Source organism: Streptomyces sp. CNT360 (assembly GCF_000424785.1).
Window position 1 is genome coordinate 12514 of the sequence record NZ_AUKO01000032.1, and the last position, 25921, is coordinate 38434.

Here is a 25921-nt window from a genome sequence, read left to right on the forward strand (position 1 = left end):
CCCTCGGGGCAGTCGGCATGACGGCGCATCACAGATTTGGCGGGTGGATGGTTTGTCAATCCCGAAACCTTCACATGCGGCGGCCGAACTTCCCGGCTCACGGATCGCAGCGGTAGCCGCCAGCCGTCCCGAGCGGACGGTGAGCAACGCGGACTTGGTGCATTCTTTAGGCGTCACACCGGAATGGATCGAGCGCCGTGTGGGCATACGCGAAAGGCGATTCGCAGGCGCGTGCGAATCCATCCCCAGAATGGCGGCCCACGCCGCCTCCAAGGCACTCTCCTCGGCCGGTCTGACACCCGACGACGTCGATTTGCTCATTCTGGCAACCTGCTCGATGCCGTCACCGATGCCGGGCGGTGGCGCCCTCACGGCCGCGGAGCTCGGCATGCCGACCGTCGGCGCGTTCGACGTCAACGCGGCGTGCGCAGGCTTCTGTTACGGCCTGGGCGTGGCCGACAGCATGGTGCGGGCGGGCACGAGCCGCTGCGTCCTGGTGATCGGCGCGGAGCGGATGACCGACTGGGTCGACCCCGAAGACGTCAACACCGCCCCCATCTTCGCGGACGGCGCCGGCGCCGCCGTGGTGACGGCAGCGGACCACACCGGGATGCACCCGGTGGTATGGGGCGGGGACGGCGACCGCGCCGCACTCGTGGCCATTCCCGACCGGCGGGGCCACCTGACGATGCAGGGCCAGCCCGTCTACCGGTGGGCGACCACGGAACTGGTGGCGGTCGGAGCGGAAGCGTGCCGGCGTGCCGGACTGACCCCGGCGGACCTGAAGGGCCTGGTCGTCCACCAGGCCAATCTCCGCATGATCGAACGCATGGCCGAGGGCCTCGGTGCGGTGAACGCCGCCGTGGCCCGGGACGTGGTGGAGAGCGGCAACACCTCCGCCGCCTCCGTTCCCTTGGCCCTCACCCGCCTCATCGACCTGGGCGAGCTCCGCTCCGGCGACCCGGTACTCCTCCTCGGCTTCGGAGCCGGCCTCAGCTACGCGGGGCAGGTGGTGGACTGCCCGTGAGAGGGGCCCGAGAAAGGTGAGGGAGTCGTGGGACCGAACAGGGCTGACGCGTTCTCGACGAACGAGATGAGTCGGCGTGCCCCGCCTGGTGTCTGACGGACTGTGTGCCCGGCCGGAAGCAAGAGACGCGACATCAGATGATCAAGGTTGTCGAGATCGAAGACCGCCCTGGAGTCGTGTCCGCGTCCCCCCTGCCTGACCAACGTCCTCGCGTGCCACTGCGAAGGCGCTGCTGCATCCGGCCTGCCCGTCCGCGGCGCGGCCCTGCGCGCGGCCTTGGCGGCGGTTCAGGCGGCCGACGTGATCGCTCGGGTGACGGCCGTGATCGCCGGGGCGGGGTGGCCGGAGAGGCGTGCCACGAGTACCCGGCGGATCTCGGCAGGTGCGCCGTCGACGCGCAGCAGACTCACCCCGGGCGGCAGCACCGGTGAGAGCTCGGACGGCACCGTGGTCACGCCGAAGCCGCCCGCGACCAGATGGAGCTTCGTCAGCCAGTCGCGCGCGGAGTGGACGACGCGCGGCCGTCCGGGCAGTCCGGGCCAGACGCCGAGCAGCGGCTCGGAGCCCGACGACGGGGTGGCGATCCACGCGGCGTCGACCAACTCGTCGACGTGCACCGTGGTGCGTCCGGCGAAGTCTCCGGTCGAAGCCACCGCCACGACCAGTTCGGTGTCCGCGACGGTTTCGAGGTGCAGGCGCGGCAACTCGCTGTCGAAGGGCCGGTGGGGTGGGCGGGAGGTCAGCACGGCGAGGTCGAGCGAGCCCGCGCGCAGCGCCCGGATCAGGGTGGGTGTGGTGCCCTCGCGGGTGGTGACCGTGATCTGCGGGTCGGCCGCCGCGAGGTGCACGAGTGCGACGGGCAGGATCGTCGAGCCCGCGCTCAGGACTGCCCCGAGCCGCACCAGTTCGGTCCGGGCAACGGTGCCGGTGAGCTCACGCTCGGCCGCTGCGAGTGAGGCGAGGACCGTATGGGCGTGCCGCAGCAGGGTCAAGCCGGATGGGGTGAGCCGTACCCCGTCCGGGCGGCGTTCGAAAAGGGTGGTGCCGGCGCTGCGTTCGAGGGCGGCGGCCTGGCGTGAGACGGCCGACTGCGTGTAGCCGAGTCGGTCGGCTGCCGCGGTGAAGCTGCCGGACTCGGCGATCTGCCGCAGGACCCGCAGTCCGGTGCTGGAGACATCCATGCGGCCTACGCATACCACAGATGCGAGATCATCGCTTCCTGCATGGCCTGTCCCGCTCCTGGTGTCGATCCCACGAGCACGGACAAGCACGGACGAACACGGAGGTCATCACGTGCGAGCAGCAGTTCTGACGCAGTTCGGCGCCCCACTCACGGTGCGGGAGGTGCCGGACCCCGAGGCCGGGGGCGGTGAGGTGGTGGTCGAGGTCCTTGCCGCCAACGTGGCGCCCTACGCGGCCGAAGTCTTCAGCGGCAAGCGGAAGTACCCCCTCGTCCCACCCGTCGTGCCCGGTGTCGGCGCGGTGGGGCGGATCGTCCACATCGGCCCTGGCGCCACCCGGCTGCGGGTCGGCGACCTGGTGTGGTGCGACGCGACGGTGCGCTCGCGGGACGACGCCCTGACGCCCGACATCACGCTCCAGGGCTGGAGCTCGCGCGGCGAGGGCGGCGCGCGGCTCGCCGCGTACCTGCACGACGGCGCGTTCGCCGAGCTCATGCGGGTCCCGACGGAGAACGTCTTCCCGCTGCCCGCCGCGGCAGAGGACGATCCGGCCCGCTGGGCCGCACTCACCGTGCACGCCATCTCCTACGGCGGGCTGCTGGCGGGCGGCCTCGCAGCCGGAGAGACGCTGCTCGCCAGCGGGGCCACCGGCAACCTCGGCAGCAGCGCGGTCGCGGTCGCGCTTGCAATGGGCGCGGGCCGCGTGGTCGCCCCCGGCCGCAACCAGGCCGCGCTCGACCTCCTCGCCGACCGGTTCGGTCCGCGTCTGCGCCCGATCCCGCTGACCGGAGACGAGGCCACCGACCGCGCGGCGATGTCCGCGACAGCCGAAGGGCCGATCGACATGGTGATCGACATGCTCCCGCCGAGCGCACCCAGCTCGGCCTCGCGCGCGGCGGCCATGGCCGTGCGCGAGTACGGCCGGGTCGTCCTCATGGGCGGCGTCGGCATGCTCGGTGGTGACGACCTCGCGCTCCCGTACCCATGGATCATGCGCAACTCGATCACCGTGCGCGGGCAGTGGATGTACCCGCGCGCCGCCAACGTCGGCATCATCCGGCTCCTGGCCTCGGGCACTTTGGACCTCGCCCCCGAACGGGTCCGCTCGTTCGGCCTCGACGCCGTCAACGACTCCATCGCGTACGCCGCCGCACACGGCGGCCCGTTCGACCGCACCAGCCTCAGCCCATCGGCCGGCTGACAAGGCTCACTGATCACCACCCGTTCAGGGCTGATGCGCTCTCAGCAGGTGATCTGCAGGAGTGCGGCGGCATGGTCGGAGCGTGACCGGTAGCGGTCTGCTGCGGCGGCGATGGTGGTCCAGCCGGCCCGGCGCACAAGGCCGATGGCGGGGTTGCGCAGGGTGGCCATGACGCGGGGGGTGCGGATGCGGGAGGCGTCCTCAGCAAGGTCACGTCTCGCACGTGGTGCAGGGCTTCCACGGACCGGTGCCCCTGGACGAGTCGGGTCAGCCGGGCGGGGCCGGCCTGGTCCGGGGCGAGGCTGGTGACGGCGTGGACGGTCTTCGTCTGGACCTTGCCGGTCTGCTTGTTCACGCGGCGTCGCTCGATCTCGACGGCCCGGACCGAAGCACACTCATGAACACACCTTCGACCGGCGCGGACAGCGAACGGCATCGGAAGTACCGAGCGTTACGGGTGGGTCGTCGTGGGCGTGCTCTCACGGCTGATGCCGCACGTCTGCGGTTCCGGGCCGCTCAGGCCGGCGCCTTCGATGTCGAGGTTTCAGGCACGACCCGGTCGAGTGGACGGGGCAGCCACCAGGCCGTCTTGCCGACGAGGACAAGTACGGCTGGGACCAGGGTCAGCCGAATGAGGAAGGCATCGACGAGGATGCCGGCGGCGAGGCCGACGGCAATGGGTTTGAGGGTGAGGTCCTCGGTGGTCGCGAAGCTCGCGAACACGGAGAACATGATCAGTGCGGCTGCGGTGACGACCCGCGAGGCGTGTCGTGACCCTGCGATCACTGCCTCGTGGTGGCTGCCGGTGTGGACGTACTCCTCACGCATACGGGAGACGAGGAAGACTTCGTAGTCCATCGCCAGTCCGAACAGGACGGCGATCAAGACGATCGGCATGAAGCTGAAGACGGGTCCGGTGGTCGCGACGCCGAACAGCGTGGCGAGCCAGCCCCATTGGAAGATGGCGACGACGGTACCGAGTGCGGCGCCGAGCGAGAGCAGGAATCCGATGGCGGCCTTGACAGGGACGACGACCGAGCGGAAGACCAGCAGCAGCAGGAGCAGCGCGAATCCGACGACGATCGCACCGAAGGGCAGCAGCGAATCGCGCAGCCGGTCCGATACGTCGATCGCGGCGGCGGTGGAGCCGGTGACGAGGATGTCGGCGCCCGCCCTCGCGCCCAGGGCCGGGGCGGCGGAGCGGATGTCGCGCACCAGCTGTTCGGTCTTCTCCTCCCGTGGCCCGCTCTCGGGGACGACGGTGAGGATCGCGGTGCGGCCGTCGGTGCCGGGCTGCGGCGCGCCGATGGAGGCGATGCCGGGCAGGCCGAGCCTTTCGAGCCCGGCCGCGACATCGTCGGCGACGGGTTCCGGATCGCCGTTCGTGGCCTGGACGAGGAGGAGCAGCCGTCCGTTGTTGCCGGGCCCGAAAGCCTCGGAGATCTGGTCGTACGCCTTGCGTTGAGTCGACTCGGGCGCGGCGGTGCCGTTGTCGGGCATGGACAGGCTGAGACGGAAGGCCGGGATCGCGACGACGGCAAGGCCAAGGACGACGGTCAGCACGGTGACGAAGGGGCGGCGGGTGACCATCCGTGCCCAGCGCTCGCCGCCGTTGCTTCGCTCGCCCTCGCGTCCGCCTGCGGCGCGCTCTCGCCGGTCGGCCCGCGAACCCGGCTCGGGCCGGAGCCGTTCCCCGGCCAGTCCCAGCAGCGCGGGCAGCAGCGTGACCGCCACCGCCACGGCCATCAGTACGGTCCCGGCCGCCGCGAGGCCCATGACACTCAGGAAGGGGATACCGACGACGGTCAGCCCCGCCAGCGCGATGATCACGGTCAGCCCCGCACAGACCACGGCGCTGCCCGCGGTCGCGGTGGCCCGGGCAGCGGAATCCTCCGCCTTCATCCCGGCGGCGAGCTGCGCCCGGTGACGGGAGAGGATCAGCAGCGCGTAGTCGATGCCCACGGCGAGACCGACCATCAGCGCCAGGCTCGGCGCCGTGGAGGAGACCGTGGCGATGTTCGAGACCAGGAGCAGCCCCAGCAGTCCGGTGGCCAACCCGATGAGTGCGGTCAGCAGCGGCAGCCCGGCCGCCAGGAGCGATCCGAAGGTGAGCACGAGCACCAGGACCGCGACCGCGAGGCCGACGACTTCGCCGATGCCCGGGGACATGCCGGCGGTGCTGTACAGGGTGCCGCCGACCTCGGCCCGCATGCCGCCCCTCCGTGCCGACTCGGTGACCCGCTCCAGCGCGGTGACGCTGGAGTCCTCCAAAGCGTCGCGCTTGATCGGGTAGAGGACCTGGGCGAGCGCCGTACGGCCGTCGGCCGAGACGTTCTTGGCCCGGAACGGGTCGAGAGCGCGCTCCACCTGCGGGGCCTTGGCCGCCTCCCGCACCGTTTCGCGGATGACCGCGCGGTGGGCCGCGTCCTTGACGCTCTCGCCCTTCGGAGCGACGAAGACGAGCTGCGCGGTGACTCCTGTGGCGGACGGGAGCGACTTCTCCAGTACGTCGATGCCCTCCTGCGACTGCGAGCCAGGAATGGTGGCCTCACTGTCCAGGTGCGAGCCGAGTGTCCCTAATCCGCCGCCCACCAGTGCTATCAGCAGGAGCCAGCAAGCGAGGAAGCGGCCGCGGTGGCGGAACGCCGCCCGTCCGAGGGAGTGGAGCACGGTGGCCATCAAAGGTCCTTCAGCTCGTGGGAGGGAGGGCAAGCAGCGCGGCGAGGACGACGGAAAGGGCCTCTTCGACGGTCTCGGCGCCGACTTCGTCGGGATCGGCGAGGTGCTCCATGGACAGGCCGTTGGTCAGACAGTGCAGGATCAGTCCCGCCAGCTCGGGGCTGACGGCGGAGTGGAGTCCGGATCGTTCGACGACTTCGTCGACCGACCTGGCCGCCGCCGCGCGCTGCGCGCGGCGCATCGGCGTGACCACGCCTTTGGCCTGCTCGTCGCGGGCGGCGCGCGCTGCGAACTCCAGCCCGAGCCGACCCCGTTCGGTGTCCCCGACGATCCGCCTTGCGACCAGGCGGGCCGCCGCGCGCACAGCGGCGGCCGGGTCGTCGGCGTCCCGCACCCCGGCCATCACGGTGGCGTGCTCGGTGTCGGAACTCTCGCCGAGGATCGCGCCGAACAGACCCTGCTTGCTGCCGAAGTTGGAATAGACAGCACCTTTGGTGAAGCCCGCCGCATGAGCGATGTCCTCCACCCGGCTGTCCTCATAGCCGCGCTCGGCGAACACCCGCGCGGCAGCCTCCAGCAGCCGACGGCGCACCTCCTCGCGAGGAACGCGTGGGACCGGACCCGTGGGATGCGTCTCTGTCATACCGCGCAGCATCGCATACCGATGGTATCGAGTACCAGGGGTACTGGATACTTCGGGTACTGAGTGCTGTTAGGGTCGGGCTCACACCCGGAAAGATCCCTGATACCCGGAGGCATTTCGTGGCCACGCCCTTCCGCCCGACGCGCATACTCCTGTTACTGGGCGCAGGCGCCCTCCTGGTGCTGGCGCTCTCGTTCGCCCTGTTCCTCATCAGCGGTGGCTCTGCGAACGGCGAAGGGCCGGAGAAGCGCAGCTTCGGACCGCCCGGCGATCGGCTCACCCTCGCCAAGAACGACGGGGACCTCGACATCCGGCCCGCCGACGTCGACGAGATCGAGGTGACACGCCGGTTCTCCGGCTGGGCCCTGCTCAGCACTCCCGAGGCGGCTTGGGGCGTCGAGGACCACACCCTCACCCTCGCCACCGACTGCGGACCCGTCGGCCACTGCGAAGCGCACTACGAGGTGCGCGTCCCCAAGGCCACGACACTCACCGTCAACGCCGACAACGGAAAGACCACCGCTTCCGGGTTCAGCACCCCGCTGCGCATCCGCTCGGACAACGGCACGGTCTCCGTCAAGGACATCTCCGGTCGCCTCACCCTGGCCACCGAGAGCGGAGAACAGCGCGGCACCGGGATCACCTCGCGCCGCGTCCGGGCGGACTCCCAGAACGGAGATGTCCGCCTCTCCTTCGCCCGCGTGCCCGACCAGGTGGACACGACCACGGACAACGGCGCAGTGGAGGTCGAGGTACCGGACGTCGGCACCGCGTACAAGGTGGCCACCACGACGGACAGCGGCGACGTACGCACCGACATCCCCGAGGACACCAACAGCCCCCACACAGTGACGGTCCGGACCGAGAACGGGCCGATCACCCTGCGCAGGGCCGACTGACGAGATCGTGCATGGTTCTCCTGCGTGCGGACGTGGGACGGCTGCACCGCAGCAGCAAAGGTCCCGTTCTCCATGCCCGAAGGCACCGGGTCACCGTTCTCGACCGAACCGACGCTGCCCAGGAGCCGCTCGGCTACGCGGCATCCGGTCCGAGCCAGGGTGCCGTGGTGCGGGGGAGGATCCACCGGTCCGTGCGGTCCCGGTAGTGGATCGTCGCAACGTGACGGCCCGGGATCGCAAGGACGTGGACGGTCTCGCCGTTCCTCGGCTCGCCGCGGTCCTCGCCGCTCGCCGCCGCGACGAGCGCGCGCAGGCAACCCGAGTGCGTGGCGACCACGGTCGCCGTGGTCGGGTCACCGGCGTCGGCAAGCTCGGCGATCGCGCGCCCGATCCGGTGGACGACGGCGACTGGTGGTTCGAAGGAGGGAAGCGGCTGGCGCAGCCAGTAACCGACTGGGTCACTTCCGAGGCGCTGGCGCTCCAGGTAGCGAGCGAAGTCGGTGGTCCAGTCGGCCACTGCGCCGACGTCCCGCATCCTGCGATGCAGCGCGTGGGCTCCCGACGGCTCTTCGGCGGTGTCCCCGCACCAGATGCGGAAGTTACCGAAGGCCGGGTCAGGCTTCGGTTCGCCGACTGTCGGCGGTCCGGACGCGTCGGTCAGGCCCGAGCGCAGGGCCTCGGCGGTCTCGCGCGCTCGTTCTGTCGGCGCGTGGCGCAACACGATCCGGTCCCGTCCGGCCAGGGCCCGGGCCAACTCCGTTCCCCGCGCGTACGCCTGGCCCTCGCCGCGATCGGTCAGGCCGACGTCGCCGTCGTACGTGCGGGTTTCACCGTGCCGGACGAGGACCACCTCGGTCTCCCCGGCACCGGTCCGGGAGGGACCGGCCACGTCTGTGGCACGTACGGGCGGCTGCCCCTTGCTCACGATTTCGGTCAGTCCCTTCCTCCGCAGACGACCAACGGGAGGCTCAGCCCTGAGCCCAGGTCCGCGTCACCACGAGCCGGCGAACGGTCCACGTGGCTTCGTCGACGACGACGTCGTACTCGCCCAGGGTGTTGAGCACCGGGTCGGGTTCGAGTACATAGCGGGTGTAGTGCGCCCGCGCGTTCCAGGTGCCCGGGGTGTCTCCGGGCAGGACAAGCAGGTTCGACAGGTCGTGCCGGTGCTTGATGGGGTTGCCCCAGAGTTTGCCGAACAAGGCCCGAGCCGACTCGGGATCGTGCGACGACCCGGCCGGGAAGGACACCTCGGCCTCGCCGAGGACGGCAACCGCTGCCTCGATGTCCTTCCGGTCCGCCGCCTCGAGGTAGGTGTTGAGCAGATTGGCGATCTGGTGCCGTGCGACGACCGTGTCGTTGAGCGAGCGGGAAGCAGTGGTCATAGCTCAGGCTCCTTGGGGCTGCGACCGGGGGCCGGTCTGTGGAATGCGTTCTGTGGAATCCGTTCCGTGCTTGCGTCTCGCGGGCCTGTTCGTCTGGCGGGGGGCGCGGCGAGGTCGTTGGGCGGTGCGAGGGTCAGCCGAGGCCGGCCGGTGCCAGCACCTCCTCTCGCAGGCGAAGCGCATCCTCGCCGTCGGGCACGACGAGCCAGTCGAGATGTCCGTCGGCATAGCGCTGTGCCAGGCGCTCGCGAAGCTCGTCGCGCTCACCGACGAGGGCGTAGGCGCAGTCGTCGAGGTCGATACGAGGCACGCCGAGCGCCCGCGCGTACCGCTCGGCGTACTCGGTCTTCTCCTCACGCCCGCACAGGCGCAGAGAACTGAGCGTCACCGATGTCGTGCCGGCATCCTCGCGGCCGAGCGCGCGCCGCAGCTCGCGCCAACGAAGGGCGTGGTCCCGGACAGCCGCTACCGGGGTGAGCAGCCGACGGCGGGTGTCGCAGTCACGTGCGCGTCGGCCCGATCGTGAGGCGCTCTGCGGCTCGATGCCCGGAGGCGTGTTCACGTCGAGGTGGTCGCCGTGCCGGGCGGCCAGCTCCAACAGGCCCAACGAGCCCCCGCCGAAGAGGAACCGCGGCGCGGTCGCCACCGCCGGTGACAGCGGCAGTTCCGCCGCGACACCGTCCTCGGTGGCGACCTCACCGGCGAACAACGCCCGGGCGAGCCCCACCGTGCGGTCGAGCTCGCGGAGCCGGTCGGCCAGCGGGGGCATCGTCCGGCCTACAGCCTCGTACTCGATCGCGTTCCAGCCCGCCCCGAACCCGGCCCACACGCGATCGGCGCCCGCCAGAGCAACGAGCTGAGCAACTTCCCGCAGGACGTGCACCGGGTGGCGGACCGTGTAGTTGCTCACGACCGTTGCGAGGTCCAGCCGGTCGGAGAGAGCACTCACGGCGGCGAGCAGTACATAGGGCTCCACGCGGCTGTGCACAGGCGACTTCGCGGTCGACGAGGCGACCCCGAAGAGGTGGTCGCCGGCGACGACGCCGTCGATCCCGGCGTCGAGCCAGCGCGCGACCCGCTCGCGCAGGGTCGCGACGTCGGTCGATGCGCTCACTTTGACCAGGACTCGCATGGTGTGGGTTTTCCTCCGAGTGATGACCAGGGCAATGGCGCAACCGGTCGCTTCGGCCGAATGGCGCGCCTGGACGAGGCGCGGCCCACAGGACGGCGGTTTCCCCATTGTGCACACCAAAAGCTTCCCGGCCAGAGGACCGGGCCAGGTAAAGAATGGCTGAATGTTTTCCAACCTCCGATCATCGACTCGGGGCGATGCTTAGAAGCGCCGCCCGGTGTGAACGCGCGACCCTCTTTACCAATCCTTGACGAGCGCATGGCGAGGACATGATTGATCAGCGAGGTCGATGATGCTGACGTGGTCAGTGACAGGCGATTGAATTCGATCTTCATATGCCTGGCGGTTCGTAGAGGGTCCAGGCTCCGATGCACGTACTCACTGATTAATCGGCATCTCGCGCCGGCTGCGCTCCTCGGATTCGAGGGAGCGCCCGTCGGATTCGAAGGAGTGCTATGCGTACGGATACCTTGAACGAAGCATTTCACAAGGGCCTCGACCTGCCGCCGAATACAGATCTGACTGCCATGCGCTATGGGCGGCATCCGCACTGGGACTCCCTCGGTCACCTTTCCCTGGTCGTCGCGCTCGAAGAGGCCTTCGGTGTCGAATTCGACGAGGAGGAGGTCCTGGCGCTGGACAGCTACAGCACGGCCGCCGAAATAGTTGCCAAGAAGGAAGCGGACCAGCCGTGACCGTGCTGTCCTGGATGGCGGAGCCGCCACCCACCACGGCGCTGGTGGACGCCGGTGGCGACCGCGTACTCGGCTACCGGGAACTGGCCGACCGCGTGGCCGCTCTCGCGGAAGGGTTACGCCGACCGCGGAAGTCCCTGGTGATCTGTCCCTGCGGTCCTGACGTGGACACGGTGCTCGCCTACCTCGCGAGCCTCCATGCCGGGCACGCCGTGCTGCTGGCCGACGCCGAGCGGCCCGGACTCCTCCCGGCGCTGGTCGAACGCTTCGGTGCAGCCTTCGTCGTGGGCCCGCACCAGCAGATCCAGGAGTTCGAGCACTCCCCCGACGTGCACCCGGACCTCGCGGTACTGCTCGCCACGTCGGGCTCGACCGGGAACGCGAAGTACGTCCGGTTGAGCCACGGTGCCCTCAACGCCAACGCCGAACAGATCGGCAGCGCCCTCGATCTGGACGAAACGGGGCGTGCCGTGCAGAGCCTGCCGCTCCATTACTCCTACGGCCTCTCGGTACTCAACTCGCATTTGCAGGCACGAGGATCGGTCGTGTTCTCGGCACACAGCGTGGTGACCCGGGGCTTCTGGAACGATGTTGCCGAACACCGGTGCACCAGCTTCGCCGGCGTACCGTTCTCCTTCACGATTCTGGACCGCATCGGATTTCCCCGCATGGCGCTTCCGGCCCTGCGCACCCTGACCCATGCCGGCGGCCGTATGCCAGCGGAAGCCATTGTCCGGTACGCCACGCTGATGGAGGACCGGGGCGGTCGTTTCTATTCCATGTACGGACAGACCGAGGCCACGGCGCGGATGTCTGTGGTCCCCTGGCGGCAAGCCGTCGAGAAGGCGGGAACAATCGGCCTGCCTGTGCCGCACGGGGATTTCGAGACAGCCGACGACGGGGAATTGATCTACCGGGGTCCCAACGTCATGATGGGATACGCCGAATCGTACGGCGATCTCGCGCTCGGAGATGTCGTCGGGGGCACATTACCCACTGGTGACCTGGGGCAACAGGATGACGACGGGTTCTATTACCTCGTCGGCAGGAAGAGCAGAATTGCGAAGGTCGCGGGTTACCGGATCAATCTCGACGACGTCGGGGCCATGAGTGAAGCCGGTCCCATGGTGGCCGTCGAGCACAACGAACAGGTCGTGATCGTCCGCGAGAGACGGCCCGGTGGTATGAGTGCCGAGGAATTGTCGCGGCACATCGGGAATTACGTAGGGCTGCCCTCGCGGTTCTTCCGGGTCCAAGAAGTCGACGCGCTGCCCATGACCGGCACCGGAAAGATCGACATCTCCGCCGTCTCCGAAGGAGTGGTCCAGAGCTCGTGACCGACACCCAGCCCCATCTCGCTCAGCCGCCGTCGACTCCGGCCGGCCGGGACCCCGATCCGGCCACGGTGTCCCGGACCACGGTCACCCCTGCCGCGGTGGCCGAGGCCACCACCCGCTACCTCGGGCACGTCGCCCCCGACACCCAGGACGGTATCGGTGCTGCCACGTGGCTCAACGTGAGCCGCTTCGTCGAGGCGACCGGCGACACCGACCCGCTGTACACGGACGTCCAGTACGGCGCCGGGTCGGTGCACGGGACGATGCTCGCACCCCCGACGTTCGTCCTCGCCGTCCGCCGGCCGAGTTCCTCGGGAGCACTCGACACCTTGCCGGGACACGACCTGGTGGAGCGCACCGAGTCGATGCGGGCGACGTGGCGGGACCGGATCCCGCTGGGCGCACGGCTCGGGGCGCGCTCGTCCCTCGTCGACGTCGCGCATGAATCGGGGTCGCCCGCCACGACCCGGATCGTCACCGAGACCGGTTACACCATCGATGGCCGGCCGATCGCCGATGTCGGCGCCACCGTCGCTGTCCGCGAGCGGGACGTGCCCGCGCGCGGGATCCACCAGTACGCGGCGACAGACGTGAACGACCTTGTCGAGCGCCTGGAGAACGAGCCGTCCGGGCGGGGACACCGGCCGCGCTTCTGGAGCGAGACCGAGCACGGCGAATCGTTGCCCGAACTGCTCAAGGGACCGCTGACGTTCTCCGACCTGTTCGTGTGGACCATCGCCGAGGCACGCTCGGTACAAGCGGGCAATCTGCACCTGAAGGCGCTGTCGAATCTGCCGGGACGGCTGCGTCGCAACCCGGAAACCGGCTGGACCCGGTGGGACCGCCACGACGCGTGGATCGACTCGGCCGCGTCGCACGAAGGTGGCCTGGGCGCGCCCGCCGCACCGGCGGAGCTGGTCTTCGCCCTGGCCGGCCAGCACATCACCCACTGGTGCGGAGACACCGGGTTCCTGTGGCGGCTGAGGCTGCATCTGTCGACGCCACTGCTCTACGGCGACTGCCTCCACCTCGCGGGCCGGGTGACCGACCGCTGGCACCAGGAGGTGCCGGGCGGCGACGAACAGAACGCGGTGCTGCTCACCACCAGCGGCACCAACCAGCGTGGCGAGACCGTCTTCACCGCCGACGCGACCGTGCTCCTCCCCGAACCGGGCCGCTTCGTGGAGCTGCCCCTGACCGGCACCCCCCGACTGCGGAGCGCCTGATGCAGCAGACCTTCGACGAAGCCCTTGAGGAATTCCTGACGCGCAGCCGGCAACTCCTGCACCACGAGAGCCAGGAAGACATCCCGCCGCCGCACCCGGCTCCGCTCGCGCGCGGCAGGGTGCCGGTGCCCTCGGCGTTCCTGCTCACCCCCGAATCGATCAGCCGGTACGCCGCGACCATCGGAGACGACAATCCGGTCTACACCGACGACCGCTACGCCCGGAGCACCCGCCACGGCAGTCTCATCGCGCCAGGTCCGATCCTCGTGCACGCGCGCTACCCGGGCGATCACGGCGCACAGCGCGCCATCGGCTACCCGGTGGCGAACTTCCTGTCCGGGGTGGCGTGGGACTTCTACGACGTGCTGCGCCCGGGCATGCAGTTCGAGTCCTCGAAGATCCCACGCGAGCTCGTAGTGGCCGGTGGCCGCCAAGGCCGCACGATCTCCCACCACTCCGAGACCTTCTACTGGGACAACCGCGGTGAGCTCAAGGCGAAGTCGTACGGACGGTTGCTGCACATCCCGGTCGAGCAGATGGGCGGGCGGCGCGTCATGCCCCCCGACCGGCTCGGCGAGCGCATGTTCTACGACTACGAGCCCTACGAGTACAGCGACTCCGAAATCGCCGCGATCGAGACAGCGCTCGCGGGCGAGACCCGTCGCGGCGCGATGCCGCGCTGGTGGGAAGACGTCTCGGTGGACGACGAGTTGCCCGCCATCGTGCAGCCGCCCTACAGCGTGCGCGACGAGATGACCTACCAGTCGCTGCACCACGGCCTGATCGCCGCGTTCGACGGCACGCGCCTGGTGCGGGCGTTCCGTCCCGCCTACGAGCGGTGCCGGGAGAACGCCGACTTCGCCCGCACCCACCCGATCACGGGCTGGCCCTACACGCCCTACGACGAGCACGAGGACCGTCACCTGTCGGCCTACCGGTGCGAGCCGCTGCCGTTCGACTTCGGCGTCCAGCGCGCCCAGATCCCGATGCGGCTGCTCACCAACTGGGCGGGCGACGACGCGTTCGTTCGACGCATGTACACCTCGATGCGCCGCCCGGTCTTCTACGGCGACACCGTCACGTTCACCGGGATCGTGCGCCGCAAGTACCAGCTCGATCTCGACGACGAACACGGCCGCGCCGCGTCCTACCACGCAGTCGCCGTCGAGATCACCGGTGTCAACCAGCGAGGGGAGGTCCACTGCCTCGGCTACGGCTCCGTCCTGCTGCCGTCACGGGAGTTCGGGCCGCCGGAACTCCCCCTGCCCCACGACGACCGCCCACCGTACGTCCCGTTCGACACCCACCGTCGGGCGGAGTGGTTCTGATGACCACTACTACTGATCTGCCCGCCCGGCTCGGCGGTCGCCCGGTCGTCACCGCGGACGCCCACCGGCCGTGGCCGCAGATCACCGACGACGACCGGCGCGCCCTCGACCGCGTACTGACCCGCGGGGTGCTGGCCGGCCCCAACGCCCCGGAGCTGCGGGCGTTGGAGGAGGAGTACGCCGAGCTCGTCGGCGTGCGCCACTGCGTCTGCACCGGCAGCGGCACTTCCTCGCTGCACGCCGCACTGGCCGCCGTCGGGGTGCAGGCGGGTGACGAAGTGGTGGTGCCCGCCTTCACCTTCGTCGCCTCCGGTTTCGCCGCCGTGCACCAGGGTGCCGACGTGGTGTTCTGCGACGTCGATCCCCGGACCTACAACCTCGACGCGGCCGCGCTGGAGGCGTGCATCACCGAGCGGACAGCCGCAATCATGGCGGTACACGTCCACGGACAGCCTGCCGACATGGACGAGATCCTCGCCGTCGCCGCACGCCACGGCGTGCCCGTCGTCGAGGACAACGCACAGGCCCACGGGATCCGCTACCGGGGGCGGGTGGCGGGTGGCCTCGGCGCGGCCTCCGGGGCAAGCATCAACGTCTCGAAGAATCTCTCCGGCGGCGAGGGCGGCCTGTTCACGACCGATGACGACGACGGGGCACTGGTCGCGCGGCGCATGGTCCTCTACGGCGAGGACGTGCGGCCCGGCGAAATCCGCCCGTACTGGTCGCACGGAGTCGGGTACAACTACCGCGGGCAGGAGCTGGTGGCGGCCTTCGCCCGCAGCCAGCTTCCCCGGCTCCACGAGTTCAACGCCCGGGCGATGGCGAACGCAGCGATCCTCGACGCCGGCCTGCGCGAACTCCCGGGCATTCGCCCGCCGTTCGTGCACGCGGACCGCGAGGCGTCCTACTGGCGCTACGCCGTCCAGCTCGACCCCGCGGCCATCGGGTACGACGGCGATGTCCGAGACCTGAGGGACACGGTCATGCACGCGTTGAGCGACGAGGGCGTCGCGGTGAACATCTGGCAGCCGCAGCCCGTGCCGGCCCAGCCGGCGTTCCGGCGGCGGCACGCCGTCTGGCACCCCCGCAACGCAGCCGAGCCGCTGTCGGAGTGGCACCGCGAGGCCTTCCCCGCGGCATCGCGGATCTGCGACTCGACAGTGAACCTCGGTGCCGTCTTCACCCCCCTGTACGTACAGCGCGCGGAGCTCATGGAGTCCTACGTCGAGGCCGTCCGCAAGGTCTTCGCACACCTCGACCAACTCCTCGAACTGCCCGCCGACCCCCAGCCCCGCAACATCGCCTGAGCGAAGACCCGCGACTCCTCCAGTACCCCCACGAACTAGGAGAGCAGTATGAAGCTTGCGATCGCCGGCGTCGGAAACAACATCTCCGCGCTGCTCCAGGGAGTCACCTATTACGGGATGCTCGACGCAGAGGTGCTGCCCGGTGTCGCCCGCCCCTCCCTCGGCGGCATCTCCGTCACCGACGTCGAAGCGGTGGCTGTCTTCGACCTGGCACCGAACAAGGTCGGCAAGAAGCTCTCGGACGCGATGTTCGCCGAGCCGAACAACTACCCGAGGCTGAACATCCCGGGTCTGAACAACGATCCCGAGGTCGTCTTCGGGATCGCCGACCCCTCGGACCAAAGCCAGATCGACGCCGTCGCGCAGGTGCTGCGGGACAGCGGCGCCGAGGTCTTCCTCTACTCACTGCCGACCGGGCTGCCCGAGGTCGCCGCGGCGTACGGCCGCGCGGCGGTCGACGCGGGCGTCGCGGTGGTCAACTGCACTCCCGATCCGATCGCCGGGCTGCCCGAACTCTTCGCCGAGGCCCGGGACAAGAACATCCCGATGGTGGGCGACGACCTGCAAAGCCACATCGGCAGCTCGATCGTCCACGGCACGGTGCTCTCCCTGCTGGAGGAGCGCGGCATCACGTTGACCGGCTCGTACCAGCTCAACATCGGCGGCAACGCCGACTTCAAGAACCTGCGCGAACACGGCGGGAACAAGGAGGCCTCGAAGCACCGGGCCCTGCGCCAGAAGATCAGCAACACCGATGCGGTCACGGTGATCCCGTCGGCCGGTTTCGTCGGCCACCTCGACGATCGCAAGATCGCACACATGTCCGTGGAGGGCCGGGGCTGGGCCGACATGCCCGTCCGCATGGAGATCTCGCTACAGGTCCAGGACTCCAGCAACGCCGCCGGCGTGATCATCGACCTCATCCGGATAGCAGCGGTCGCCGCACGCGGGGGCGAAGGCGGGTTCCCGGTGGCCGCCACCCAGCTGCTGAAGTCGCCCCAGAAGCTCACCGACTGGCAGGAACAGGTACCCGACGGGCGCGCCGCGCTGTCGGCCCTCGCCACCGACCATGCCTGAGCGGACCAGCCTCGCGGACCTCGCCCGGGCCAAGGCCCTGCCCGAGGATGCCCTGCGCCGCTTCGGCGTGACCGACGTCGACGGCGGCGGGGTACGGGAGGAGTACCTCTCCCCCGACGGCAGGCCGGTACGCGACCGGTTCCGGTGGACCCTGGGGGGCCCGACCAGCTCCACCTGGGAGGAACGGGATCTGCCACGCACCGCCTACTGGCGGCCGTTCGTCCCCGGGCTCGCCCGCGAGCGCGGGTACCTCCTGCTGTGCGAGGGCGAGTCGTCCTGCTGGACCGCCTGGCACAACGGCGTGGCAGCCGTCGGCTTCCCGGGTGCCGACCACATCGATGTACTCGGCGCCGGCCACCTCGCCGGCGCGGATCTCATCGGAGTCGTCGTCGAGCCCGACGACCCCGGCACCTATCCCATGGGCGCCGACGCCTACCGCAGAAAGGTCCTCGCCCGGCTCGCCGAGCTCGGCCTGCCCGATGGGCAGCGACGCGTCGTCGTACTGAACCTGACCGGTGCGGCAGCCGACCTGGTCGAGCTGCACCAGCAGGACCCCGGGGGGTTCCCGGCACGGCTGCGGTCCTTGCTCGACGGCGCCCCCGACATACGCCCCTTCTTCGTCCAGGAGCAGCAATGACGTCATCAGCATCCGACCACCGTCCCACCGTAGCGGTGCTCGGCACCGGCACTCTGGGCGCCCCGATGGCCCGGCACCTGACGCAAGTGGCGGACGTCCGCGTGTGGAACCGCTCCGCCGACCGCGCCGCGCCCCTGGCCGAGCACGGATGCACGGTGTCGGCCGGCGCCGCCGAGGCCGTCGCCGGCGCCGAGGCCGTCCTCACCGTCCTGGCCGACGATTCCAGCCTCCAGGACGTCATGACCAACGAGGTACTCGACGCGGCGGCCGAGGGCACCGTGTGGGTGCAGTCGAGCACCATCGGAGTCGGCGAGACACAGGTGTGGGCCGAGCGGGCGGCGAAGGCCGGCATCGCCTTGGTCGACGCACCACTGCTGGGCACCCGCGGCCCCGCCGAGCGGGGGCAGCTCGTGGTGCTCGCGTCCGGGCCCGACAGCGCCCTGGACCGTGTGACTCCGCTGCTCGACAGTTACGCGAAGACCGTCCTGAGGGTCGGCGAAGCAGGCGCGGGCACCCGGCTCAAGCTCGCCGTCAACAGCTGGCTGCTTTCGCTGGTCCAGGTGCTGGCCGAGTCGATCGCGTTCACCCGGGCCCTGGGATTCGAACCCGAGACTCTGTTCGACACGCTCGATGCGGGCGGCGTGAGTCTTCCCTACGTGCGGCTGAAAGGCGGAGCCATGGCGGCGGAGAACTTCCCGCCGGACTTCACCCTCACCCTGGCCCGCAAGGATCTCGCCCTGGTCCTCGACGCCGCCGCCGACAGGATTCCGATGACCGCCGCGGCCACCGCGCTCGAAGGCTTCGACCGCGCCATCGCCCTCGGGCACGGAGAGGACGACTACGCGGCCACCTACCTGGCCGTGCGGGGTGACCGGTGAGCGCGGCGGGCGCGCCCGTCGCCGTCCTCGGCCTCGGGCACATGGGTCGTGCGGTATCGGGCCGGCTGCTCGCGGCCGGGTACCCGGTGCGCGGTCACGATGTCAGTGCCGGGGCCCGCGAGGCGGCGCTCGCGGCCGGCGTCGACGTACGTGACGGGCTGGCTGCGGCGGTCGAGACCGCCGCGGTGGTGATCAGCTACCTGCCCGACGCCGGTGTGGTCGGCGACGTCGGCGACGACGTCCTCGCGGCGGCAGCGGCAGGCACGATCTGGCTGGAGATGAGCTCCTCGCACCCGGACACGACCCGCGCGCTCGCAGAGCGGGCCGAGCACAGGGGCGTGCGGTTCCTGGACGCCCCGGTGGCAGGCGGGGTCGCCGGCGCCGAGAACGGCACTCTCACGGTCATGGCTGCGGGGCCGGCCGAGCACCTCACCGACGCCACGCCCGTGCTCGACATCATCGGCGGGAACATCATCCACGTCTCCGAGCACCCCGGCGCCGGCGACCTCGCGAAGGTCATCAACAACCTCCTCGCCGCGGCCAACCTGGCGCTGGCCGCGGAGGGGCTCGCTCTGGGTCTGGCCGAGGGGCTGGATGTCGAGGTCCTGCTCGACGTGCTCAACGCGAGCAGCGCGACGTCCTTCGCAACCCGCACGCAGATCCCGCGCTTCGCGCTGACCGGCCGGTTCGACGCCCGCTTCACCACCGGTCAGTACAGCAAGGACGTCGACGTCGCCCTCGACGTGGCGCGCCGACGGGGTATCGACCTCGCGCTCGCCGGAAGCGCCGGTGCGCTGTGGCGCGACCTCACCGCCGAGCACGGCCCGGAGGACTACACTCACCTCGTCGAGTGGGTCGCCGAAAGCGCGGGTACCACTTGGCCCACGCCTCGACGCGGGAATCCGGAGGCGGACCTGTGAGCCCGACCATCGCACTCGTCACCGGAGCCGCGGGCGGCATCGGGGCAGCCACCGCCCACGCACTCGCCGAGGCGGGCCACCGGGTCCACGGGATCGATCTGGCCTGGCCACAGGCGCCGACCGACGACCGGATCAGGCCCTGCACGCTCGACGTCAGCGATCCCGGGAAGGTCGAGCAGTTCTTCACCGAGCTCGACGACGAGCTGTCCCGTGACGGAGCGCAACTGCGCGTACTGGCGAACGTCGCCGGGACGGTGCTGGTGAAGCCGTTCCTCGACACCGCGTGGGAGGACTACCGGCGGGTGATCGATGTGAACCTCGGCGGCACTTTGCTGTGCTGCCGCCACGCGGCGGCCAGGATGTCTCCGGGCTCCGCGATCGTCAATGTGGCATCGATCTCCGGGCACATCGGGCAGACCCAGCACGCGGTGTACGCCGCGAGCAAAGGCGCCATCCTTGCCCTGTGCCGGGCGCTGGCCTGGGAGTTCGCCCCTCTGGGGATCCGGGTCAATTCGGTCTCCCCGGGCTCGGTCGACACCGCGATGCTGCGCTCGGACATCGCCGTCGAAGCACGCCGGCTCGGTCGGCCGTTCGACGAGGTCAAGGCCGATCGCGAGGCCGAGCAGTCGCTGGGGCGCTGGGCCGACCCGGGCGAGATCGCTTCGGCGATCGCGTTCCTCGCCGGCGGGGGCTCCTCTTACGTCAACGGTGCCGACCTGCTCGTCGATTCGGGGTGGGTGGCCCGATGAGCGGGGGAGCACGCGGCGATGTCGTCCGGATCGGCATCATCGGTCTCGGCCGGGTGAGCGCCGATCACGTGGCCGGTTACCGGGCGCTGCCGGGCGAAGCCGAAATCACCGCGGTGTGCGACACCGACCCCGCCACCTTGCTGCCGGTGGCCGCCGACCTCGGGGTGGCCGGCCACCTCGACCACCACGAACTGCTCGCCCGCGAGGACGTCGACGCCGTCGTCGTCCTGCTGCCCCACCTCCTCCACGGCCCGGTCGTCCGGGACGCGTTGACCGCCGGGAAGCACGTCACGGTGGAGAAGCCGCTGGCCGCGACGGCCACCGAGGGGGAACAACTCGCGGCGCTCGCCACCGAACTCGGGCTCGTGCTGTCGGTCTCGGAGAACAGCCGCTTCGTCGAGTCCTACACGCAGGTGGCGGAGGTGATCGCGCGGGGCGGCCCGGGCCCGGCCCGCCTCGTTCGCGGGCTCATCCACGGCAGTGCCGTACCCGAGTACCGGGACGACACTGCGCTGTGGAAACGCCAGGAACAGGGCTTCGCCGCCGTCCTCGACGCCGCCACCCACTTCTTCTACGTGCTGGCTTGGATGTTCGGGCCGGTCGCCTCGGTGCAGGCGGTCACCCGGCACTGGGCGACCGACCGCCTGCCCGGGGTCGAGGTCGAGGACGGAGCGGTGGTCACCGGGACCCTGGAGTGCGGCACGTTCTTCAGCATCGAGGTGGGCCTCGCGCTGGAACTCCCCTGGGGAGAACGTTTCGAGGTCTACGGGGACCGCGCGTCGATCATCTGCGACCAGTTGCGTGATCCGCCGGTGATCGTTCATCACGGTGCACTGGATCCGGGCGTGCCACTGGCAGGAGTCCCCGCCGAGCCGCGCACCTGGAGAGCGTCGTCGATGGCGCGTGGCGCTGCGGACTTCGTGCGGGCGTTGCGGGACGGGCGAGCGCCCTCCGTCGACACCGGGCACGCCGTGCACGCGATACGCGTAGCCGAGGCCGCCTACCGTTCGGTGCGCGCCGGTGGCACCGTGCAGACCGTCTGACCGCCCTGACCGCCCCTCGCTGGAGCCGCTTATGCCGCCCGCCGCCGTCCGCCACGAGGCGTTGCTCACCGAGATCCACACCGACATCGACGGGATCGACCGGGACCGCTGGGATGCGCTGGAGCGTCCCTCCGTGTATCTGCGATACGACTGGTTGCGCGGGCGCAGTCGCACCGTCAAGGGCGAGTCCCGATTCGTGACAGTGAGCGGCTCCGGCGGCCGTCTGCTGTTCGCCGCTCCGGCCTACCTCACGGACGAGGGCGCCCATCCGGCCTACGACCTGGCCCAGGTCCTGTCCATGGAGGAACTCGACGAGGACGATCTGAGCGGGCTGCCCGAGACCCACCAGTCCCTCACGAGGCTGCGCACCGACGCGACGCCATGGCGCCCCAGCATCGTCGCCGGCTCGCCGGGGCGGATGGGCGGCGTCGCCTACGCCCGCGAACTCGACGCCGAGGGACGCAGACGGGTCGCCGCGGCAGCGGTGGAAGCCCTTGAGCGACGCGCGGATGCCGACGGAGCCGCCCGGGTGGCGTGGCTCTACCTGCTCGAACAGCACGACCCGGCGCTGGAGGGCGCACTGGCCGGACGCGGCTACCACGATGTCGTCATCGGCGCCGACGCCTACATCCCCATCGACTTCGACGACTTCGACGGCTATCTCGCACAGTTCACCTCGCACCGCCGGTTGAATGTCCGCAAGGAGATCGAGGCATTCGACCGGTCGGGGATCTCCGTGGCGGTGCACGACGCCGACGTGCTCGGCCCGCGACTTGCCGAGCTCGAGTTGCGCTGGCGCGCCAAGTACGGGCGGGCCGCGGATCTCGACGACACCGTCGCCGGTTACCGGTCGCTGCGGGAGAACATCGGCGACGCGCTGCGGGTGGTGGTCGCCTCCCGCGACGACGAGCCGATCGGGTTCGTGGTCTTCCTGGCGGACGCGCACACGTGGTGGGCCCGCTTCGGCGGCTTCGACTACAGCGACAAGAAGTCGTTCCTGTACTTCAATCTCGTGTTCTACCGGCCGGTCCAGCTGGCCGTCGAACGCGGCCTCGGCGCCCTCGCCTACTCGATGGGTTCCTACTGGGCGAAGCACACCCGCGGGGCACGGCTGCGGCACTTCATGGGCTACGTCTCCGGTGTCGCTCCTGACAGCCGCGCCGCGGGTGACCTCGCGAGGGTGGACGGTGCCCAACGTCGCAAGTTCGAAGCCGTGATGCAGCGCCATGTCCTGCGCCAGGAAGGGAGTTGAGAGCGTGGTCGCCCCGCGGTTCGCACCCCCCAGCCGGCTCGGCTTCGGCGCCGCGACCATCGGTAACCTCTACCGGGCGGTGACCGAAGAGGCAGCAGCCGAGGCGCTGGCCACCGCCTGGCAGCTCGGGATCCGGTACTTCGACACCGCCCCGCACTACGGACTCGGCCTCTCGGAGCGCCGCCTCGGCTCCGCTCTTGCCGGGCGGCCCCGCCAGGACTTCGTCGTCTCCACGAAGGTGGGGCGCCGGCTCGATCCGCGGGACGCGCCGGTGAACGACCTGGCGGAGGGTGGCTACGCCGTCGAGACCTCTGTGCGCAGGGTGTGGGACTTCTCGGCCGACGGCGTGCGGAGAACCCTCGACGACTCACTGAACCGGCTCGGTCTCGACCATGTCGACCTGGTGTTCATCCACGACCCCGACGATCACGTCGAGGAGGCTCTCAGCGGGGCCTACCCGGCGCTGGAGAAGTTGCGCGACCAAGGGGTCGTACGGGCGATCGGGATCGGGATGAACCAGTGGGAGGTCCCGGCCCGGTTCGTCACCGAGACCGACATCGACGTCGTCATGCTCGCCGGCCGCTACACCCTGCACGAGCAGCCGGCGCTGGAAGAACTGCTGCCCAGGTGCGTGGAGCGCGGCGTACGTGTCGTGGCAGCAGCAGTGTTCAACACGGGGCTGCTCTCGGCCACCGAGATCGGTGACGACGCCCGGTACAACTTCACCGACGCGCCCCGCGGCCCGATCCTGCGCGCTCGCCGACTGGCCGAAGTCTGCCGACGGCACGAGGTCGCCCTCCCCCACGCCGCGTTGCAATTCCCCCTCGCTCACCCAGCCGTCGAAGCCGTCGTCGTCGGCGCCCGCTCCGCCCAGCACATCACCGACGACGCCGGATGGCTCGCCACGCCGATCCCGGACGCCCTGTGGGCCGACCTGCGGGACGAGGGTCTCATTCCGGCCGACGCACCCGTTCCGGGCAGCCGTTCCGCCCAGCGATAACGAAAAGGACGACGCACCATGCTCTCAGCGATTCCCGCTCCGCCAGAGAAGACGCTGGGCAGCCAATGAGCGACACCGCCCGCGGTGGATGGTGGAACGCCGCAACGGCGCGCTACACACTCGGGGAACTGCTCTCGCAGTCCGGTACCTACGTGTCCTCCACAGCTCAGGCATGGGTGGTGCTCAGCGCGACCCAGGATCCGCTGTCGCTGGGCATCTTCATGGCCCTGCGGTACGGGCCGGCCGCACTCGTCACGCCGTGGATCGGAACACTGGTCGACGGGCGGAACCCCCGCCGGGTGCTGAAGCTGTCCAACCTTGTGCAGATGGTCCTCGCCCTGGCTGCCGGAGCGCTGGCGTTCAGGCCCGGCGCACTCGCCTTCTGGCCGTTCGTGCTCGTCGGTGCCTGCAGCCAGGTTCTGGCGGTCGCGGAATACGCCAGCCGCACCTCCTACCTGACCGCACTGGTTTCCGACGAGCACCGGGTCCAGCTCGTGGGCGCCACGACGTCGGCGTCCAGTGTGGGCCGCGTGCTCGGGCCCGCGGCTGCCGGAGCGATGCTCAGCGCCGCGCCCAGCGGGCTGTGCTTCGCCGTGGACGCCGTCACGTTCCTGCTCTCCGCAGTGCTGCTGCCCCGCGGGCACTACCGTATGGAAACGCCCAGGCGAGCCTCGTTGCGGGAGAGCTTCCGAGAGGTCTGGCACCTTCCCGTCGTCCGCGACCTGCTCATCGTCTTCGCCCTCGTCAGCCTCGTCTCGTTCAACGTGGCCACGCTGGTGCCGCTCTTCGTCCGCGACGCCTACCTCAACGACCCGAAGGCCCTCGCACTGCTCAACGCGACGTTCGGAATCGGCTCCGTAGCCGGCGGACTGCTGCGCGCGGCCATCAGGGTTCCTCCCTCGCTCACCACGGTCGGCGGGCTCGCCCTGTTCGGGGTCGCCTTCGCCGCTGCCGGGATCGGGGTCCCCCTGTGGGCAGTGGGAGTCCTGTTCTTTCTGGCCGGGTTCGGGCGACTCATGTTCGCGGCGTCGTCGAATGCCGTGCTGGTGACCGGAGTCGAGGAGGGACGGCGGGGCTTCGTGGGCAGCCTCTACGCCTTCGCCTTCACCGGTGTGACCCCGGTGGGCGCGCTGCTCGCCTCCTCCCTGTCCTCCACCGTCGGCGCCGGCGCCACGATCGTCGCCGTAGGCGGGTTCGCCGTGCTGGCCGCGTGCGCGTACGCCTTGAGGCTCGCCCGTGGACACCGGAAGCCCGGCTCGGCACCTGCCGCGCCGCAGCAGCGCGTCGAGATGAGTACCGCTCCTACCCGCACTCGCATCTTCTCGCATGCGTCCCGAACCGTGGAGGACACCGTGACCGCTGACGACACGATCCGCTTCGTCCGCGAACGAGCACTCACACTGTCCATGCGCCCAGGCAAGATCGAGGCGCTTCAACGGATCGCCCGGGAGGTCGAGAGGTCTCATGTGCCCGGCATCTTCGTCGAGGCCGGCGTCGCGCTGGGGGGGTCAGCCATCGTCCTGGCCAAGGCGAAGACACCCGGGCGGGAACTGCGGCTGTACGACGTGTACGACCTGATTCCCGCACCCGGAGTAAACGACGACCAAAGGTCTCACGACGACTACTCCAAGCTCTTGGCGAAGAAAGCCGACCGACCTGCCGTGGCCAATTACCTCGCCCACACCACGGACATGCTCAAGCAGGTGAAGATCAACTTCCACCAAGCCGGAATCGACGTGGAACAGGAGGACGTCCACTTCATCCAGGGACTTTTCGACAGCACCCTCGTCCTGGACAGCCCGGTCGCGTTCGCTCATGTGGACTGCGACTGGTACGACCCGGTGACCGTGTGCATCGAACGGCTGCGTGACCACATCAGCTCCGGAGGGGTCATCGTGTTCGACGACTACAGCACTTATGAGGGCGCCAGGCGCGCGGTCGACTCCTGGCTGGCCGAGGACCGTCGCTTCGAGGTCATCCACCACGATCGTTCACTTGCCGTCCGACGGCAGTGACGTGCTGACGTCCGGAACCGGGACGCCGGCGCCCGCAGTCGTGGTCGGCCGGAACGGCCAGGGGTCGGACCCTGGCCGCCTGGGCCCGTGCGGGGCACGCGGATGCCGGACAGCGCCGCCTCGAAGGTTCCACCCGGGAACGCTCCGCCGGTGACCGCGGCCTCCGGGGAGTCCGCCGGCCCGCTCCCCCACCGAAAGCGCCGCCCCAGGGCGAGCGGCCCCGTGACAGAACCGTGACAACGTACTCCGACCTGCGGTTTTGTACCGTACAACACGGAGTACACACCCGCCGTATACAACGCAGGTATACATG

The 25921-nt window shown here is 70.1% G+C and carries 24 protein-coding genes; 17 read left to right on the forward strand and 7 right to left on the reverse strand.

Translation table 11 applies throughout. The annotated features are described in order from the left end of the window. Positions 1-58 precede the first annotated feature (58 nt). Positions 59-1027, forward strand: a complete 969-nt coding sequence (locus tag H297_RS0123530; RefSeq protein WP_027739062.1) for a beta-ketoacyl-ACP synthase 3 — start codon at positions 59-61, stop codon at positions 1025-1027. A gap of 287 nt (positions 1028-1314) precedes the next feature. On the opposite strand, the gene H297_RS0123535 is transcribed toward H297_RS0123530, so the two are convergent. After that, on the reverse strand, positions 1315-2208 hold the full coding sequence (locus H297_RS0123535) for a LysR family transcriptional regulator (protein WP_027739063.1): 894 nt from the start codon (positions 2206-2208) through the stop codon (positions 1315-1317). Between the two features lie 112 nt (positions 2209-2320). Here H297_RS0123535 and H297_RS0123540 point away from each other — a divergent pair, with 112 nt between their 5' ends. Then, positions 2321-3409 carry a quinone oxidoreductase family protein gene (locus tag H297_RS0123540; protein ID WP_027739064.1) on the forward strand — a complete coding sequence of 363 codons (1089 nt, stop codon included), beginning with the start codon at positions 2321-2323 and terminating at the stop codon, positions 3407-3409. A 41-nt stretch (positions 3410-3450) separates the two neighbouring features. Here the strand turns inward: H297_RS0123540 and H297_RS44525 are convergent, their stop codons facing one another. The 3 genes from H297_RS44525 to H297_RS38025 form a co-directional block, all read right to left on the reverse strand. Then, the gene (locus H297_RS44525; RefSeq protein WP_486589636.1) at positions 3451-3579 is read right to left on the reverse strand and encodes a hypothetical protein; all 129 of its coding nucleotides are present in this window, start codon (positions 3577-3579) and stop codon (positions 3451-3453) included. A 346-nt stretch (positions 3580-3925) separates the two neighbouring features. Next, a complete protein-coding gene (locus tag H297_RS38020; RefSeq protein ID WP_486589637.1) occupies positions 3926-6088 on the reverse strand; it encodes an MMPL family transporter in 2163 nt (720 codons plus the stop codon). Positions 6089-6098: 10 nt separating this feature from the next. Then, positions 6099-6731 (reverse strand): TetR/AcrR family transcriptional regulator, encoded by a 633-nt coding sequence (locus tag H297_RS38025; RefSeq protein ID WP_037795257.1) that lies wholly within the window; start codon positions 6729-6731, stop codon positions 6099-6101. Between the two features lie 119 nt (positions 6732-6850). On the opposite strand from H297_RS38025, the gene H297_RS0123560 reads away from it, so the two are divergent. Then, a complete protein-coding gene (locus H297_RS0123560; protein WP_051352110.1) occupies positions 6851-7630 on the forward strand; it encodes a DUF4097 family beta strand repeat-containing protein in 780 nt (259 codons plus the stop codon). Between the two features lie 133 nt (positions 7631-7763). Here the strand turns inward: H297_RS0123560 and H297_RS0123565 are convergent, their stop codons facing one another. From H297_RS0123565 to H297_RS0123575, 3 genes are all read right to left on the reverse strand, one after another. Continuing rightward, positions 7764-8555: a histidine phosphatase family protein gene (locus H297_RS0123565; RefSeq protein WP_027739066.1), complete on the reverse strand. Its 792-nt coding sequence runs from the start codon at positions 8553-8555 to the stop codon at positions 7764-7766. Positions 8556-8598: 43 nt separating this feature from the next. After that, positions 8599-9012, reverse strand: a complete 414-nt coding sequence (locus tag H297_RS0123570; protein ID WP_027739067.1) for a nuclear transport factor 2 family protein — start codon at positions 9010-9012, stop codon at positions 8599-8601. Between the two features lie 133 nt (positions 9013-9145). Then, positions 9146-10318 carry an LLM class flavin-dependent oxidoreductase gene (locus tag H297_RS0123575; protein ID WP_158693723.1) on the reverse strand — a complete coding sequence of 391 codons (1173 nt, stop codon included), beginning with the start codon at positions 10316-10318 and terminating at the stop codon, positions 9146-9148. 281 nt (positions 10319-10599) lie between these two features. Between H297_RS0123575 and H297_RS0123580 the strand changes: the two genes are divergently transcribed. From H297_RS0123580 to H297_RS0123645, 14 genes are all read left to right on the forward strand, one after another. Beyond that, complete coding sequence (locus H297_RS0123580; RefSeq protein ID WP_037795248.1) at positions 10600-10839, forward strand: acyl carrier protein; 240 nt, start codon at positions 10600-10602, stop codon at positions 10837-10839. Next, positions 10836-12176 (forward strand): AMP-binding protein, encoded by a 1341-nt coding sequence (locus H297_RS0123585; RefSeq protein ID WP_051352111.1) that lies wholly within the window; start codon positions 10836-10838, stop codon positions 12174-12176. Before H297_RS0123580 ends, H297_RS0123585 begins: the two co-directional genes overlap by 4 nt. Then, positions 12173-13402 carry an FAS1-like dehydratase domain-containing protein gene (locus H297_RS0123590; RefSeq protein ID WP_027739071.1) on the forward strand — a complete coding sequence of 410 codons (1230 nt, stop codon included), beginning with the start codon at positions 12173-12175 and terminating at the stop codon, positions 13400-13402. The genes H297_RS0123585 and H297_RS0123590 overlap by 4 nt, the downstream gene beginning before the upstream one ends. Next, entirely contained in the window at positions 13402-14730 is a 1329-nt protein-coding gene (locus H297_RS0123595; RefSeq protein WP_027739072.1) for an FAS1-like dehydratase domain-containing protein, read from the forward strand. Before H297_RS0123590 ends, H297_RS0123595 begins: the two co-directional genes overlap by 1 nt. Further along, the gene (locus H297_RS38030) at positions 14730-16037 is read left to right on the forward strand and encodes a DegT/DnrJ/EryC1/StrS aminotransferase family protein (RefSeq protein WP_051352112.1); all 1308 of its coding nucleotides are present in this window, start codon (positions 14730-14732) and stop codon (positions 16035-16037) included. Before H297_RS0123595 ends, H297_RS38030 begins: the two co-directional genes overlap by 1 nt. 48 nt (positions 16038-16085) lie before the next feature. Then, complete coding sequence (locus H297_RS0123605) at positions 16086-17114, forward strand: hypothetical protein (RefSeq protein ID WP_027739073.1); 1029 nt, start codon at positions 16086-16088, stop codon at positions 17112-17114. Further along, positions 17107-17751, forward strand: coding sequence for a hypothetical protein (locus H297_RS0123610; RefSeq protein WP_027739074.1), 645 nt, complete (start codon positions 17107-17109; stop codon positions 17749-17751). The genes H297_RS0123605 and H297_RS0123610 overlap by 8 nt, the downstream gene beginning before the upstream one ends. Then, positions 17748-18629, forward strand: coding sequence for an NAD(P)-dependent oxidoreductase (locus tag H297_RS0123615; RefSeq protein WP_037795250.1), 882 nt, complete (start codon positions 17748-17750; stop codon positions 18627-18629). Before H297_RS0123610 ends, H297_RS0123615 begins: the two co-directional genes overlap by 4 nt. Next, the gene (locus tag H297_RS38035) at positions 18626-19549 is read left to right on the forward strand and encodes an NAD(P)-dependent oxidoreductase (protein WP_051352113.1); all 924 of its coding nucleotides are present in this window, start codon (positions 18626-18628) and stop codon (positions 19547-19549) included. Before H297_RS0123615 ends, H297_RS38035 begins: the two co-directional genes overlap by 4 nt. Further along, positions 19546-20298, forward strand: coding sequence for an SDR family oxidoreductase (locus H297_RS0123625; RefSeq protein ID WP_027739076.1), 753 nt, complete (start codon positions 19546-19548; stop codon positions 20296-20298). Before H297_RS38035 ends, H297_RS0123625 begins: the two co-directional genes overlap by 4 nt. After that, positions 20295-21341 carry a Gfo/Idh/MocA family protein gene (locus H297_RS40455; protein WP_051352114.1) on the forward strand — a complete coding sequence of 349 codons (1047 nt, stop codon included), beginning with the start codon at positions 20295-20297 and terminating at the stop codon, positions 21339-21341. Before H297_RS0123625 ends, H297_RS40455 begins: the two co-directional genes overlap by 4 nt. Positions 21342-21372: 31 nt before the next feature. Further along, complete coding sequence (locus H297_RS0123635; protein WP_027739077.1) at positions 21373-22593, forward strand: GNAT family N-acetyltransferase; 1221 nt, start codon at positions 21373-21375, stop codon at positions 22591-22593. Beyond that, positions 22568-23593: an aldo/keto reductase gene (locus H297_RS0123640; protein WP_051352115.1), complete on the forward strand. Its 1026-nt coding sequence runs from the start codon at positions 22568-22570 to the stop codon at positions 23591-23593. Before H297_RS0123635 ends, H297_RS0123640 begins: the two co-directional genes overlap by 26 nt. A 65-nt stretch (positions 23594-23658) precedes the next feature. After that, positions 23659-25608: an MFS transporter gene (locus H297_RS0123645; RefSeq protein WP_027739079.1), complete on the forward strand. Its 1950-nt coding sequence runs from the start codon at positions 23659-23661 to the stop codon at positions 25606-25608. Positions 25609-25921: the final 313 nt, after the last annotated feature.

Bases quoted from the DNA above. Each gene is read 5' to 3' on its own strand.
- H297_RS0123535 (WP_027739063.1), bottom strand. From the start codon at position 2,208: ATGGATGTCTCCAGCACCGGACTGCGGGTCCTGCGGCAGATCGCCGAG.
- H297_RS44525 (WP_486589636.1), bottom strand. From the start codon at position 3,579: ATGGCCACCCTGCGCAACCCCGCCATCGGCCTTGTGCGCCGGGCCGGC.
- H297_RS38020 (WP_486589637.1), bottom strand. From the start codon at position 6,088: ATGGCCACCGTGCTCCACTCCCTCGGACGGGCGGCGTTCCGCCACCGC.
- H297_RS38025 (WP_037795257.1), bottom strand. From the start codon at position 6,731: ATGACAGAGACGCATCCCACGGGTCCGGTCCCACGCGTTCCTCGCGAG.
- H297_RS0123570 (WP_027739067.1), bottom strand. From the start codon at position 9,012: ATGACCACTGCTTCCCGCTCGCTCAACGACACGGTCGTCGCACGGCAC.
- H297_RS0123580 (WP_037795248.1), top strand. From the start codon at position 10,600: ATGCGTACGGATACCTTGAACGAAGCATTTCACAAGGGCCTCGACCTG.
- H297_RS0123595 (WP_027739072.1), top strand. From the start codon at position 13,402: ATGCAGCAGACCTTCGACGAAGCCCTTGAGGAATTCCTGACGCGCAGC.
- H297_RS38030 (WP_051352112.1), top strand. From the start codon at position 14,730: ATGACCACTACTACTGATCTGCCCGCCCGGCTCGGCGGTCGCCCGGTC.
- H297_RS0123605 (WP_027739073.1), top strand. From the start codon at position 16,086: ATGAAGCTTGCGATCGCCGGCGTCGGAAACAACATCTCCGCGCTGCTC.
- H297_RS0123610 (WP_027739074.1), top strand. From the start codon at position 17,107: ATGCCTGAGCGGACCAGCCTCGCGGACCTCGCCCGGGCCAAGGCCCTG.
- H297_RS0123615 (WP_037795250.1), top strand. From the start codon at position 17,748: ATGACGTCATCAGCATCCGACCACCGTCCCACCGTAGCGGTGCTCGGC.
- H297_RS40455 (WP_051352114.1), top strand. From the start codon at position 20,295: ATGAGCGGGGGAGCACGCGGCGATGTCGTCCGGATCGGCATCATCGGT.
- H297_RS0123635 (WP_027739077.1), top strand. From the start codon at position 21,373: ATGCCGCCCGCCGCCGTCCGCCACGAGGCGTTGCTCACCGAGATCCAC.
- H297_RS0123640 (WP_051352115.1), top strand. From the start codon at position 22,568: ATGTCCTGCGCCAGGAAGGGAGTTGAGAGCGTGGTCGCCCCGCGGTTC.
- H297_RS0123645 (WP_027739079.1), top strand. From the start codon at position 23,659: ATGAGCGACACCGCCCGCGGTGGATGGTGGAACGCCGCAACGGCGCGC.